The sequence below is a fragment of the Hydrogenovibrio sp. JE_KL2 genome, assembly GCF_009296185.1.
In the GTDB taxonomy this organism is placed as follows: domain Bacteria; phylum Pseudomonadota; class Gammaproteobacteria; order Thiomicrospirales; family Thiomicrospiraceae; genus Hydrogenovibrio.
Genome location: NZ_WBJR01000005.1, coordinates 24,623 through 38,595 on the forward strand (window position 1 = coordinate 24,623; position 13,973 = coordinate 38,595).

At 44.9% G+C, this 13,973-nt stretch carries 12 protein-coding genes; 6 read left to right on the forward strand and 6 right to left on the reverse strand.

Annotation, left to right across the window (positions count from 1 at the left end; all coding sequences use genetic code 11):
- The first annotated feature begins 29 nt into the window (after window positions 1-29).
- Entirely contained in the window at window positions 30-1,235 is a 1,206-nt protein-coding gene (locus F8R13_RS09085) for an EAL and HDOD domain-containing protein (RefSeq protein WP_152833838.1), read from the forward strand.
- Between the two features lie 65 nt (window positions 1,236-1,300).
- Here F8R13_RS09085 and hemE read toward each other — a convergent pair whose 3' ends face one another.
- The 5 genes from hemE to trxA form a co-directional block, all read right to left on the reverse strand.
- Complete coding sequence (gene hemE / locus F8R13_RS09090; protein ID WP_152833840.1) at window positions 1,301-2,365, reverse strand: uroporphyrinogen decarboxylase; 1,065 nt, start codon at window positions 2,363-2,365, stop codon at window positions 1,301-1,303.
- Window positions 2,366-2,456: 91 nt separating this feature from the next.
- Complete coding sequence (locus F8R13_RS09095) at window positions 2,457-3,290, reverse strand: thermonuclease family protein (protein ID WP_253806411.1); 834 nt, start codon at window positions 3,288-3,290, stop codon at window positions 2,457-2,459.
- Window positions 3,291-3,460: 170 nt separating this feature from the next.
- Window positions 3,461-3,712, reverse strand: a complete 252-nt coding sequence (locus tag F8R13_RS09100) for a type B 50S ribosomal protein L31 (RefSeq protein ID WP_029911185.1) — start codon at window positions 3,710-3,712, stop codon at window positions 3,461-3,463.
- Between the two features lie 126 nt (window positions 3,713-3,838).
- Window positions 3,839-5,098 carry a transcription termination factor Rho gene (gene rho / locus F8R13_RS09105; RefSeq protein ID WP_029911182.1) on the reverse strand — a complete coding sequence of 420 codons (1,260 nt, stop codon included), beginning with the start codon at window positions 5,096-5,098 and terminating at the stop codon, window positions 3,839-3,841.
- A gap of 92 nt (window positions 5,099-5,190) precedes the next feature.
- On the reverse strand, window positions 5,191-5,517 hold the full coding sequence (gene trxA / locus F8R13_RS09110; protein ID WP_029911179.1) for a thioredoxin TrxA: 327 nt from the start codon (window positions 5,515-5,517) through the stop codon (window positions 5,191-5,193).
- Between the two features lie 353 nt (window positions 5,518-5,870).
- Here trxA and uvrD point away from each other — a divergent pair, with 353 nt between their 5' ends.
- The 5 genes from uvrD to F8R13_RS09135 all read left to right on the forward strand — a co-directional run bounded on the left by uvrD (window position 5,871) and on the right by F8R13_RS09135 (window position 12,242).
- Window positions 5,871-8,144, forward strand: coding sequence for a DNA helicase II (uvrD, locus tag F8R13_RS09115; protein WP_152833842.1), 2,274 nt, complete (start codon window positions 5,871-5,873; stop codon window positions 8,142-8,144).
- Between the two features lie 16 nt (window positions 8,145-8,160).
- Window positions 8,161-10,248: a bifunctional tRNA (5-methylaminomethyl-2-thiouridine)(34)-methyltransferase MnmD/FAD-dependent 5-carboxymethylaminomethyl-2-thiouridine(34) oxidoreductase MnmC gene (gene mnmC / locus F8R13_RS09120; RefSeq protein ID WP_152833844.1), complete on the forward strand. Its 2,088-nt coding sequence runs from the start codon at window positions 8,161-8,163 to the stop codon at window positions 10,246-10,248.
- 90 nt (window positions 10,249-10,338) lie between these two features.
- Window positions 10,339-11,430 (forward strand): hypothetical protein, encoded by a 1,092-nt coding sequence (locus tag F8R13_RS09125; protein WP_216642620.1) that lies wholly within the window; start codon window positions 10,339-10,341, stop codon window positions 11,428-11,430.
- An 18-nt stretch (window positions 11,431-11,448) separates the two neighbouring features.
- Complete coding sequence (locus tag F8R13_RS09130) at window positions 11,449-11,649, forward strand: hypothetical protein (RefSeq protein ID WP_152833848.1); 201 nt, start codon at window positions 11,449-11,451, stop codon at window positions 11,647-11,649.
- Window positions 11,646-12,242, forward strand: a complete 597-nt coding sequence (locus F8R13_RS09135) for a YfaZ family outer membrane protein (RefSeq protein WP_152833850.1) — start codon at window positions 11,646-11,648, stop codon at window positions 12,240-12,242. The genes F8R13_RS09130 and F8R13_RS09135 overlap by 4 nt, the downstream gene beginning before the upstream one ends.
- 69 nt (window positions 12,243-12,311) lie before the next feature.
- Here the strand turns inward: F8R13_RS09135 and F8R13_RS09140 are convergent, their stop codons facing one another.
- Complete coding sequence (locus tag F8R13_RS09140) at window positions 12,312-13,883, reverse strand: HD family phosphohydrolase (protein ID WP_152833852.1); 1,572 nt, start codon at window positions 13,881-13,883, stop codon at window positions 12,312-12,314.
- Window positions 13,884-13,973 lie beyond the last annotated feature (90 nt).

A 13,973-nucleotide genomic window follows, 5' to 3' on the forward strand; every position in this document is an offset into this window, starting at 1 on the left:
GAAATGGTAATGTAAGGAATAAGGCGTACATGGATAAATTGAATAACATCTACATTGGGCGGCAACCTATATTCGACGCCAATATGCGGGTTTATGCATATGAATTGCTATTCAGAGCCTGTGCAGAAGAGAACAGAGCCAAAGTTATCGGTGGAGACAGTGCGACGGCTCAGGTAATTATGAACCTTTTTGGTGACATGGGGTTGTCCAATGTCGTTGGTGAACGTAAGGCGTTTATCAACTTTACCGAAGGGCTTTTGTTAAGAGAAAACAGACCTTTTTTTCCCAGAAAGCAAGTCGTTATCGAGGTGTTGGAGAATATAGAACCTACCCCTGAAGTTCTGGCTGCAATCAAAAAGTTGAGGGAAGAAGGTTTTACCATTGCCTTGGACGATTATATCTTCCAACCGAGTGCGGAAGCTTTTGAGGATTATGCTGATATTGTCAAGGTAGACATCCTTGAAGCCGGTCCTAAAAAACTGGTTGAAAACTTGCCGAAGATGAAAGAAAAGGGCGTGAAACTGTTAGCGGAAAAAGTAGAGACGCGTGAACAGTTCGATTTCTGCAAAAAGCTTGGTTTTGATTATTTCCAAGGTTATTTTTTCTCACGACCAAAAATCATTGAAGGCAAAAGTTTGCCTGCGAATAAGGTACCGGTGTTGAGGTTGCTGTCGAGCGTTTATGATCCTGATATCGATATGAGTAAGCTGAGTGAAATCATCAGCCAAGATTTGTCGATGAGCCAGAAATTACTGAAAATGGCGTCTATGTCAGGTGGCAACCATCAGATTTCTTCTATTCATGACGCGGTGCTGAGATTTGGCTTGAAGCGTTTGCAAAGTTGGGCGAGTGTGCTGGTCTTGTCTAATATTGATGATAAGCCGTCTGAGCTGTTTGTGATGTCGCTTATCCGTGCAAAGTTTTGCGAGTTGGTCGGAGACAAAGTCGGCGATTTCAATAAAGATAGTTATTTCACCGTTGGGTTGTTTTCGACTTTAGATGCACTGATGGATCAACCTTTGGCTGAGTTGTTGTCTGAACTTAACTTTGACGCCAAAATCAAAGAGGCTTTGATAAAGGGAACGGGTTCTTTGGGACGTGCATTAAAAGCCGTGAAGGCGATGGAGGCCAGTAAAATGGACTTTGAATTGCCGGATGGTCTGACGCCGAGTGAAATCTCTCAAATGTACTTGGAGGCGATGCAGTTCACCGAAAGCCTGAAACTGGTTGAGTAATCTGTTTTCGAACCAAACAAAAAAGCCCGATTAAATCGGGCTTTTTTATCGCTGAGAATCCGCGATTACTTATGGTACTGTGGACTTAACTCGGTAACAGCCTGAATAAAGGCGCCTGCATGAGCAGGATCGACTTCAGGGTGAATACCGTGACCCAAGTTGAACACATGTCCAGAACCCTGGCCGTATTTTTCCAAAATGGTCGCCACTTCCTGGCGGATGCGCTCAGGTGATGCATAAAGGATGCTTGGGTCCATATTACCTTGTAGTGCAACCTTGTCGCCAACGCGCGCGCGCGCATCGTCAATATCAGTTGTCCAATCCAATCCAAGCGCATCACAGCCTGTTTCTGCCATGGCTTCAAGCCATTGTCCGCCGCCCTTGGTAAATAGAATGACCGGCACTTTTTTGCCTTCGTTTTCACGCTTCAGGCCATCTACGATTTTTGCCATGTAACGTAGAGAAAATTCTTTATAGTCTCTAGGTGTTAAAACACCGCCCCAAGTATCAAATATTTGAACGGCCTGAGCACCGGATTCGATTTGTGCATTCAAATAAGCGATGACCGAGTCCGCAAGCACATCAAGGATATGATGTAGTGTTTTGGGTTCGTCATACATCATGGCTTTGATTTTTGAATAGGTTTTGCTGGAGCCGCCTTCAACCATGTAAGTTGCCAAAGTCCATGGGCTACCAGAGAACCCAATTAGCGGCACGCGACCATTCAGTGCAGCACGGATGGTGCTGACCGCATCCATAACGTAACCCAAGTCCGATGCCATGTCCGGGACAAAAAGTTTTTTCGCATCAGACATGGTTCTGACAGGCTTGTCGAAAATAGGACCTTCCCCAGTTTCAAAACGCAAGCCTAAGCCCATTGCATCAGGGATAGTCAAGATGTCGGAGAACAGGATAGCGGCATCCAAAGGATAACGCTCCAGCGGCTGCAATGTCACCTCGCACGCAAGCTCTTTATTACGGCACAAGTCCATAAAAGAGCCTGCTTGTTTACGGGTTTCGCGGTATTCTGGCAAATAACGCCCTGCTTGGCGCATCATCCAAACAGGCGTGCGGTCGACAGGTTGTTTCAAAAGCGCGCGTAAAAAGCGATCATTTTGCAATTCCGCCATGGTTGAGTGTCCCTTTCAAATAAAAAGGCATATTTTAACGGATTTTGTGAGACCTTGCCTAAGTGAAAAATCTACGTAATCCGCGAGAGATTTAATTTGCAGGATTTAGCTTGTTGATCGCATTCGGTGAACTGATCACCACGAACATCGCGCCTTTATATAAGAACCCGCTACCGCGCACTTCGATGGTTTGTCCTTCCAAGGACTTGAGTCGGTCATAATCAAAGTTCTTCCAGTTGTCCTTACGTACACGAATACCTGTGGTATCCATATTTAGAATATAGTGCTTTGAGCTTTTTTCGACCAGAATGATTTTGCCCTTGTAGATATGAAACCCTTCGTCCTGGGTGTTGATTTGACTCGATATGGCAATAGGGTAGTGAAGGTCTGGATAGTCCTTTGCCATTTTCCATAAAGCCACGCCTTGCGCTCTGGCACGGTTTTCAGCAGCGTAGTAGCACTTCTGGTGTAAAAAATTCGGTGTTTCTGAGTTGGCGAGTACATAGCCGGATTCCAGCATTAAGCGTTCAACGCTCACGGGTTTACCATTTTCTTTTACATAAAGGTGAGCTAGGCCACGATTAAAACCATCAATTTTTTTCTGATCGTATTCAATACCGACTTCCATATCATGATTGGCAAGGATACGGTTAAGCTTGTCTTGAGCTTCTTTTGCCAGCGGCTGACCTCTCATATAAAACTTTTGTTTTTTTTCGATTTGTGGTGCTTTGATGCCGATCAGTTTGAAGACGCGGTTATCAATATTTAATGAATCTCCGCTGAGTGCATAGGTGGCTTTGGTCCAAACATCTATTTTGGCGGGGGTGCAATCGGAAATGAAATCATCCGCTGCGAAAGTTTGGGTGCTGAGCAGTAGGCTGCCGAAACCAATTACAATGGGGGTGAAGAAATTTTTAAGCATCATTCCGTTTCCAAATCGTTATATTCTGATTAGGGTTACTTGGTTGAGGTTTTAATAAGCAAAGCATAAACCAAAAAAAGAAACAAAACTTGAAAAGAGCATGAATGAGAAAGGCTAGAAAATAAAAAAGCCGCGTTTAAGCGGCTTTTTTGAGAAGTCGATTCGAAAATCGCTTATTTGCGCATACCGTACTTTTGACGGAATTTTTCAACACGCCCTTCAGTATCCACAAGTGTTTGTTTACCTGTGTAGAAAGGGTGAGAAGCACTAGATACTTCAACACGAACTAGTGGGTATTCTTTACCGTCTAGAGTAATGGTCTCGCCAGAAGTCTTCTGAATCGTAGAACGAGTCAAAAATGTTTCTCCAGTAGAGATGTCTTGGAAAACGACTTCGTTGTAATCTGGATGAATGCCTGCTTTCATGATGACGGTCCATTCGTTAATATTTAAAAAAAGAAAGCGAAATTATAGAGATAAATCCATAAAATGCAAGCGAATTTCACTCAAACTGTAAAAGTTTTTAAAACCCGCTTGCAGAGGACAATTGTCCTATCGCTTCATTGCCATAAAGAGCTCTTCGTTGGTTTTTGTTACTTTCATCTGATCGATCAAAGTTTCGATAGCTTCGATTTCGTTGTTCAAGCCATGTAAGAAACGACGAAGTACCCAAATATTTTGATACTCTTCCGGTGTGGTCAGCAGTTCTTCTTTACGCGTACCGGATTTCTCGATGTTGATCGCTGGGAAGGTACGCTTCTCTGCGATGTTTCTCGATAGATGTAGTTCCATGTTACCGGTACCTTTGAATTCTTCAAAGATTACTTCATCCATCTTAGAACCAGTATCGACCAACGCTGTCGCGATAATCGTCAGAGAACCACCTTCTTCGATATTACGAGCCGCACCGAAGAAACGTTTTGGACGATGCAAGGCATTCGCATCAACACCACCAGATAGGATTTTCCCGGAAGCCGGTGTCACCGTGTTGTAGGCACGAGCCAAACGCGTGATGGAATCCAAAAGAATCACCACGTCGGTTTTATGCTCAACCAATCGCTTGGCTTTTTCGATAACCATTTCTGCTACTTGCACGTGGCGAGTTGCTGGTTCGTCAAAGGTTGAAGAGATAACTTCACCTTTAACGGTTCTTTCCATCTCGGTAACCTCTTCAGGACGTTCATCAATCAGTAGAACGATGAGGTAACATTCTGGATGGTTTTCAGCAATGGATTGCGCGATTTGCTGCAAAATCACGGTCTTACCAGATTTTGGCGGTGCAACAATCAAACCACGCTGCCCTTTACCGAAAGGCGCTGCGATATCAATAATACGAGTTGTAATATCTTCGGTTGAGCCATTACCCATTTCCATTTTCAAACGCTCTTGCGCATGAAGTGGGGTCAAGTTTTCGAAGGCAATCTTCTTACGTGCTACGTCAGGGTCTTCAAAGTTGATTTTTTCAACTTTCAACAAAGCAAAATAGCGCTCACCTTCTTTCGGTGGGCGGATTTTACCTTGGATGGTGTCCCCTTTGCGCAAACCGAAACGACGGATTTGGCTAGGCGAAACATAAAGATCATCAGGACCTGCTAGGTAAGAACCATCGGCGGTACGTAAGAAACCAAAACCATCAGGTAGGATTTCTAATACCCCTTCGCCATAAATATCTTCACCACTTTTGGAATGAGATTTCAAAATAGCAAAGATAATATCTTGTTTCTTTAAACGCGCTAAGTTTTCCAAGCCTTTTTCAGAGGCAAGATCCAATAACGCGGAGACGGACATTTTTTTTAAATCAGTTAAATTCATAGTTGTTCTAGTGTTTTAGTGAAGATAAGTTGTATAGGGGTTGAGGTGAAGAGGTATTGTGCGCTCTGTAAGGTCAGAGCGCACGAAATGGATTATAGGTTGTCGTCTAAAAATGCACTTAGTTGAGATTTAGACAATGCGCCGACTTGAGTCGCATCAACTTCACCGTTTTTGAACAAAACAAGTGTTGGGATTCCACGTACACCGTATTTTGGTGGTGTAGATGGATTCTCATCGATGTTTAGTTTAGCGATTTTGACTTTACCTGCATATTCAGCAGCTACTTCGTCAAGGATCGGTGCAATCATTTTACATGGTCCACACCACTCAGCCCAGAAATCAACAAGAACTGGAACATCTGATTGAAGAACTTCGCTTTCAAAGTTTGCGTCGCTAGTTGCAATAATATGATCGCTCATACTTTTTGAACTCCTAAATGTTTATAAATTTATTTGTACGGCCTGACAGTTAACATTCATTTTTCATTCATCGAAAAGGGGTTTAAAACCTATGAAGAGGTGTCAGTGCCGACAAGAAATTAGCTTGTGGATGCACCTTAAAAGTAGGCGCGGTATACGAAATTTTTGCCATTATTACATTGTTTATTTAAAAAGTGCAAGTAAAAAATTGTGACAATTTTGTAAGAGTTTTTCCGAAACCCTAGTTTGAGTTTGCCTGGATTTAACCGCGCTTTAAAGTTGGTATTGTTATAATGTTGCGAAAATCTCGACTTTTAATACGAATTCCTCAAATAAAGCCCGCTCTGAAAACAATGGATATTGCTTACATTATCGAAGACCTCAACGATGCGCAACGCGAAGCTGTTACCGTCGACAATCAACATGCCCTGATTCTTGCCGGTGCAGGAAGTGGTAAAACCCGAGTTCTTGTGCACCGTATTGCGTGGCTGACGGAAGTCATGAAGCTATCGCCCTATAATATTCTTGCGGTGACCTTTACCAACAAGGCTGCCAGTGAAATGCGCTCAAGGGTTGAAGCTTTGATAGGAACGCAGGCCCAAGGGCTGACGATGGGGACTTTTCATGGTATCGCCTATCGTTTATTGAGAACCCATTATCGTGAAGTCGGCTTACCGCAATCTTTTCAGATTTTGGATTCGGACGATCAAAAACGTGTCATCAAGCGCTTGTTGAAAGCGATGGAGCTGGATGAAGCTCAGTGGCCGCACAAGCAAGTTCAAGCTTTTATCAATAGCGAAAAAGAAGAAGGTCGCCGCCCACACCATATTGATGCCGGGCATAACCCCTTTGTCGCCAAGATGGTTCAGATTTACCGAGCCTATGAAGAACAGTGCCAAAGAGCCGGTCTGGTGGATTTTGCCGAACTGTTGCTGCGTGCACATGAACTCTGGTTAAAGAACCCGGAAGTGCTGGCACATTATCAGGCACGTTATCAACATATATTGGTTGATGAGTTTCAGGATACCAATACCTTGCAATATGCCTGGCTGCGTGTGCTTGCCGGCGCGCGAGGCAAGCTCTTTATCGTTGGGGATGACGATCAGTCGATTTACGGCTGGCGTGGCGCGAAAATCGAGAATATTCGTCAGTTTGATGCCGATTTTTCCGATGTGAAAACGGTGCGATTGGAACAGAACTATCGTTCGACAGGTACCATCCTCAAGGCGGCGAATCATCTGATTTCCCATAACCTGGAGCGTATGGGTAAAAACCTGTGGAGCGCGGGTGATGAAGGGCAGCCGATCAAGCTTTATGAAGCGTTCAATGAGTTGGATGAGGCGCGCTATCTGTGCAACCAAATAGAAGCTTGGGAACAGCAAGGCGGTAGTCGCGGCGATGTGGCCGTGTTGTACCGATCCAACGCACAATCCCGCGTAATTGAACAGGCGTTGTTACAAGCGAAGATTCCTTATCGCGTTTATGGCGGGTTGCGCTTCTATGATCGCGCGGAAATCAAAGATGTATTGGCTTACCTGCGTTTGATTGTCAATCGAGATGATGATGCGGCATTTGAACGGGTTTATAACCATCCTCCACGAGGCATCGGCAACAAGACGGCTGATCAGATTCGAGAAACAGCAAAGTTGCAACAGGTTTCATTATGGCAAGCGGCGGCAGAGTTGAGTGATAGTGTGTTTACGGCGCGCGCCAAAACAGCGGTTTCAGGGTTTCTTAACTTGATTGATGATCTGACAGAAGCCTGCGAAGGGCAGGACTTAAAAGATATCGTCATCAAAGTGGTTTCGCGTTCCGGTTTGCAGTTGTTTTTTGAAAAAGATAAGTCCGAACAGGGGCAAAGCCGACTCGAGAACATTGATGAGTTGATTAACGCGGTCAGCCAGTTCAAGCCCAGAAATGTATTGCAGGCGAATGAAGACATCAATGATGACACGCCACAATCGGCGCCTTGGATCGAGAGTGAGGCGGAAGAACTGGCGAGGGCTGAGGGAATAGAAATGCCGGCATTTGAATCCGCGCTGGCAGAGTTTCTCGCCGAAGCCGCGTTAGAAGCCGGTGAGCAACAGGCAGATCACTGGGAGTCTTCAGTTCAGCTTATGACGCTGCATTCTGCCAAGGGATTGGAGTTTCCGCTGGTATTTATGATTGGCTTGGAAGAAGGGCTGTTTCCATCGCAACAATCTCAGGAAGATGCATTGCGTATGGAAGAAGAGCGTCGCTTGGCCTATGTGGGTATCACCCGTGCGGAACAGCAGTTGGTGATTACTTATGCAAGCCGCCGCCGCATGCATGGCAACGAGTTTTATCCGCAACCATCGCGTTTTATTAAAGAGATTCCGCCAGAATGTTTGGAGGCGGTTCGTCTCACCAATTCAAATCATGGCGTTTCTGGTGAAAGTTTTGGTCGTTATGGCGCTACGCCGTTTGCTGCTAAGATTGAAGAAACGGGTTATGCGGTTGGTTCACGCGTGTTTCACCAGAAATTCGGTGAGGGTATGGTGATTGATACCGAAGGTGCTGGCGATCATGCACGCGTTCAGGTCAACTTCAAGCATGCGGGTTTGAAGTGGCTGGTGACGGCTTTTGCCAAGCTAGAAAAACTTTAAACTGTCGAAAAAATAAATGGCCGCTGAAGCAATCAATCCGCAAGCACAGATTGAATGGGGTGAAAACCAAACGCCCTATTCAGCGCAGTTTGATGATTTTTATTATTCCACTGACAGCGGGTTGGCGGAAGCCGACTATATTTTTCTTCAGCACAACCTTATTGCCGAACGTCTTTCAGCAATGGCTTCATCCGCACAAAAATCTGCCAGGTTGGGGTCGTTTTGTATTGCGGAAACCGGCTTTGGTACTGGGCTGAACTTTCTCACGACCTTATTGCATTGGCTGCAAATGGCTCAAGTTCAGTCTGCGCCGAATCTACATTTCATTTCTTTTGAAAAATATCCGCTTTCAGCTGAAGACTTGCGTCAGGCACATGCGGCTTTTCCCGTGTTGTCGGAATTATCTGATCTGCTGATTGAGCGCTACCCATTACGTTTACCGGGCTGGCATGATGTCTGGCTCTTTGAAGGTCAAGTACGTTTGACGCTTTGGTTTGGCGATGTGCTGAAAGGCATGCCGGAGTTTAACCTGAAAGTCGATGCTTGGTATTTGGATGGTTTCACGCCATCCCGTAACCCGGACATGTGGCAGCCGGAACTCTACAAACAAATGGCTCGTCTGAGCCATCTCGAAACCACTTTTGCCACTTTTACTGCGGCCGGTCATGTTAGAAGAGGGCTGGAAGCAGCCGGTTTTGACGTCAAGAAAGACGTTGGGTTCGGTCAAAAAAGAGAATTGTGCTTTGGCAAGCTGTTGCATGAACGGTCATATTCTCCAAAATGGCCGTGGTTTAGTCGAGTACCGCCATTGCAAAATGCTTCCAATTTAAATGTCTGTGTGGTCGGGGCAGGATTATCAGGTGCCCCTGTGGCCTATCAATTGGCGAACATGGGGATGCGCGTTACGGTGCTGGACGCGCAACCAGAACCTGATTGGGAGCACCCTTCCCATAACGCCGAGCAGGCTTCGGCTAACCTGGCTGGTGCAGTGCACCCATTGGTAACAGCGGACTGGAACCTACGCAGCGAATTTTATCTAAAAGGCTTTGAAACCACCCTGAAATGGCTTCAGCCCTGGCTTGAAGCCGGAGAAGTTCAAGGGAGCTTGGATGGGTTGATGCAGTTGGCGGTGGATCAAACTCAGTTGCAGCGCTTGCAGGATGCTTTCAGGCGGGTAGGCTTGCCGGAAGATTTTGCGGTTTGGTGTGATGCCGAGCAGGCGAGTGAAATGCTGGGAATGAAAACGGACTATGCCGGCGCTTTCTTTCCAAAGGGCGGGTGGATAGAGCCTCAATCAGTGGTGAAGAAGTGTCTGTCGCACGAAAATATTACCGTTCATTGGCAGCATTCCGTGGAACAATTGATTCAGGATGAAGCATCGTCATCATTACCCCCAACCTGGCAGATTTTGACGGATAAACAGGCACTCAAAGCGGATGTGGTTGTACTCTGCACCGGCGCGCTCAGCGATGACTTAAATGACCAGTTTGGGTTGCCGATTCGTCCAGTGAAAGGACAGGTGTCGCATTTCAGTGTGGAAGATCAGGTTGAGTTGCCGAAAATGGCGGTCACCCATAAAGGATATACTTGTCCATGCCGTTTACAGCAGGATAAATTGACGGGAAAATGGATTGCCGGGGTGACGGGTGCAACGTTTGAAGCGCCGGATCGATCTTTTGATATGTCAGACGCATCCCATGAAGAAAATATCACGCAATTGACAGATGCCCTACAGGTTGCCCCCATAGAGCACTTGGACCTGATGCAAGGTAAAATCGGGTTTCGGCCAACAACGCCGGATCATTTGCCCATCGTCGGCGCCATGGCGGATTCAGCTTGGGTGAAAGAAGCTTACTATAGCCAATCCCATACCCATGCGGTGTTTCGTTATCCTTCTCAGAAATATCAAACAGGGTTGTTTGTCTCGAATGGTCATGGTGCAAGAGGCTTGATGTCAGTGTTTTTGGCGGCGGAAATGATTGCTGCCGATATACTGGGAAGTACTCAGGTTTTACCGATGTTTTTAGCCGATGCCTGTCATCCTGAACGGTTTAGGGTGCGATTTTGGCGTAGCGCGAAGCGTCATTCCAAAAAACAAGGATAAAAACGGGCAACTTTACGTATTTATCCGTTATGATATAGAACAAATTATACCTATTATAGGCTCCATTAATCATTTGAAGGTAAGTTTGCCATGAACGCACATCAGACTAGATTCCTCCATTACGTACTTCTGTTTTCCGGTGCTTTGCTTGTATTAAACCTTGCAGGATGCTCTCAAATGCCAGCAGTGAAGGCTTCAGAAGGACAAGAAAAAGTTTCTGCTACCGCCATTCCAGATTGGGTGACGAAGGCGCCACATTCCGATGCTAGCTACGATAAAGTTGTGACGGTTTCGATTAATGGCGATATTCAGCAGGCAAAAGCCTTAGCCTTGTCTTTAGCATCCAATAAAATCCGTCAGCAAGTGAGCGCAGATATTGAATCGCGTTACTTGAAAAAAATGTCATCGGATGAGCAGAGTTATGGTGAGTTGGAACGCAAAATTCGAACAGAAATCCGTAATCGTATGGGGATGTTGAATTTTGCTAAACCCAAAGCGGTCGCGACTTATGAAAATAAGACCTCGAAGGAAATCAGCGTTTGGGCTCAGTTGACTAAAAAAGAGATTGCGACTTCCTTGGGCGATGAATTACTGGCAACAGACAAAAGGCTGAAGGATTTTATTCATGTGAGCGAAAGAGGTTCTGATTTGACGCAGTTACTATCAGTCCTTCCAGCACTGCCAACGTTGGAAAAACGTCAGAGGCTTCGAGATGCGCTGAGTGGCTTTTTGAAGAAGCCTGTGAAGCTGGATTCTGATGAGCTCGCAAATTTAATGAACACGTATATAACGCGCAAATTCGATTCATTGATGGTCAATATGCAAGCAACCACTACAGACTCTAAACCGTTTGAGCCTTATTTACAAAAAACTTTGATTGAGCAAGGTGTGCCGGTTTCAGTGCGTAAACCGGACATGATTATCAAATATTTTCTAGAGTTTGACGATGGTGGCGTTGAACAAGGTAAACAAAAAATATCTTTAGTTGCTGATGCCGAAATGGTCGATGACAAAGGTTCAACTTTTGCCAGTGTGAGTAAAGAATACCCTGCGATGGAAAAATCTGTCTCTGATGCAAGAAAACAGGCAATGAATGCATTTACAGCAGACATTGCAAAAGCTATCATAAACGCGACGCTTCAATACATAGATAAAGTCAATAATTCTCAAGCGTCTCAGTAGAGGGAAGAGGGTAGAATCATGAACAAACTATTTTTATTGATAATTTTGGTCATATTTGGCGTTTTGTCGATTGCATTTAACTGGTTTGATAGCCGTGATACCGTCAACAAGTTATTGAATAAAGCGCAGGAGACAAATGAAACCATTCAACAGACTGGTGATAAAATGTCAGGCGTTGTTGACCAGATACAGGATGTGAAAAAGGCTGTAGAAAAATGAATTTAATCTCAATCAAGAGAACATTAATTGCTGCTTCTTTAGGTGTGTTGTCATTGCAAGCTCATGCTCAGGATTACGATGGGCATTTGGGTATGGATTTGTCGCTATCGAATGATACGGCAAATGTTGGTGTATATTCTTTAAGAGAATCCGCACAGGAGCTAACAAACCTGGGTGTAAATTATTTCTTCAATCGTGATGGCGACAAGTTTGCCGATATTTTTGGTAGCATTAGTCGTAAGGGAATGGCGAATAACGAAAATCTTGAACTGGGCGTTGCAGGTAAAGTTTTCTATGCAGATGACCATTCTTCAAATAATAGTGGATACGGCGTTATGCTAGGTGTTAATGGCCGTTATTGGTTGCCGACGGAATTGCCGATGGCAGTCGGTGCTGACTGGCTGTATGCGCCGCCGATAACTTCATTTGGTAAGGTAAAAAATGCAACTCAGGCTGATGTACGTTTAGAAGCGCGCATTTTACCAAGTGCGGTGGCTTATGTTGGGTATAGAAACTTGAGTGTCGAGTTTGACAAGCATACTCAACATATGGACAGCAATGTTAACGTCGGTGTGAATATTGCATTCCAATAAACCATTTAGATTGGGTTAATAAAAAAGGCGCTTTTTTAAGCGCCTTTTTTTATTGCTGAAACATTCGGTTTATTGCCCTTCGTACCCCGGAATGTTTGATTTGATGACTTCATCAATTTGTTCAGGGTGTAGATACTTTTTAGCATAATCCATATACACCTCTTGCTCCACAAAGAGATCAAACAGGTCGGGGTCAATGTGCCCTTCCAGTTTCAGGAAGCCAAGAATTTTTAAGCTTTCTGAAAGTTTTTTTGCCTTTTTATATGGGCGATCACCCGCGGATAAGGCTTCGAAAATATCGGCTATACCCATCATGCGAGCAGGAATGGAGAGTTGTTCTTTTGTCAGTTGGTTCGGGTAGCCTTTACCATCCATTCGTTCATGGTGACCGCCTGCGTATTCGGGGACATTTTTCAGCTCTTTCGGGAATGGCAGAACACTCAGCATGGAAATCGACATGGCGGCATGGTCTTGCATTTTTTCTCGTTCGACGTCGGTCAGAGTGCCTTTCGGAATCGTCAAATTAATGAATTCATCTTCCGAAATCAGAGGTAAGACCTCACCTTCCAATGAGACATAGGTTTCTTTGGATAAATTCTCAAGGAATAATTTGTCTTCCTCCGTTAAGAATTCCATCGAATTAATTCGTGCGAGTTGTTTGAAAATCGCTTGATAGGCTTGTCTTTGGTAGCTCAACGCTTCAGGAGAGGTATCCTCCATCAAAAGAAGGTTCTGATGAGCCTTAAGGTTAAGTCGGGTTCTAATCAGCTCGATTCGGTCATATTTGGTTTCAAGCTTGGTTGACTTGTCCATGATGTAATCTGGCGTCGTGAGTTTGCCGCAGTCATGGAGCCAAGCAGCGGTTTCCAGCTCAAACTGTTCCGAATCATTCATGTAAAAATTCTTGAATGGACCGTGGTTGGTCTTGTTTGCCGCTTCGGCAAGCATCATTGTAATGACGGGAACTCTTTGACAATGTTTACCCGTGTAAGGGGATTTTTTATCGATGGCGTCCGCGACCAGTTTTGTAAAAGATTCAAATAGTTGTTTATGTTCTTCAATAAGTTGACGGTTAATCAAGGCAACGGAAGCTTGTGAGGCTAGTGACTTGGCGAGGCTTTCTGATTCGCTGGAAAAAGCGATAGAGTCGCCATTTTCATCCGTTGAATTGATTAGTTGTAGCACGCCGATGACTTCTTGGTCGGCATTCTTCAAAGGAACGGTCAGCATGGATTTTGTTCTGTAGTTGACGGTTTGGTCGAACTTCAAAGCACCGGAAAAATCGAACTCGTCAGCAAAGTAAATATCTTCGATGTTGACGGTTTCTCCTTTATTCGCAACATAGGATGCAATGGCCGAGAGGTTTTCTTTGCCGTCGCTTAGCTTGAGCGGTATTGCGGGAAAGGGGACCGGCGTTGGATGAGAGCCGCCCATGGCAATGTTTAGGCTAGTATTTTGCACGACGTCGAACGACAGTTGCGAGCCGTTAATAACACGATAGAAAGTTCCGCCGTCGGCGCCGGTAAGTTGCTGTGCGCTGGTTAAAATTTCAGATAACAGCGCCGCAATGTCGGTTTGAGCGGACAAAGCCATCCCGATACGGTTTAATTGGCTGATCTTGTCTAAAAGTGACGTGTCCATGTTGAAGCTCTATTTGGTGCACCGATTAATATTTCTAATAGCAAGAAATAGCTGAAAATAAGTTTGTCACATTTGGTTGACTTTGTAAAA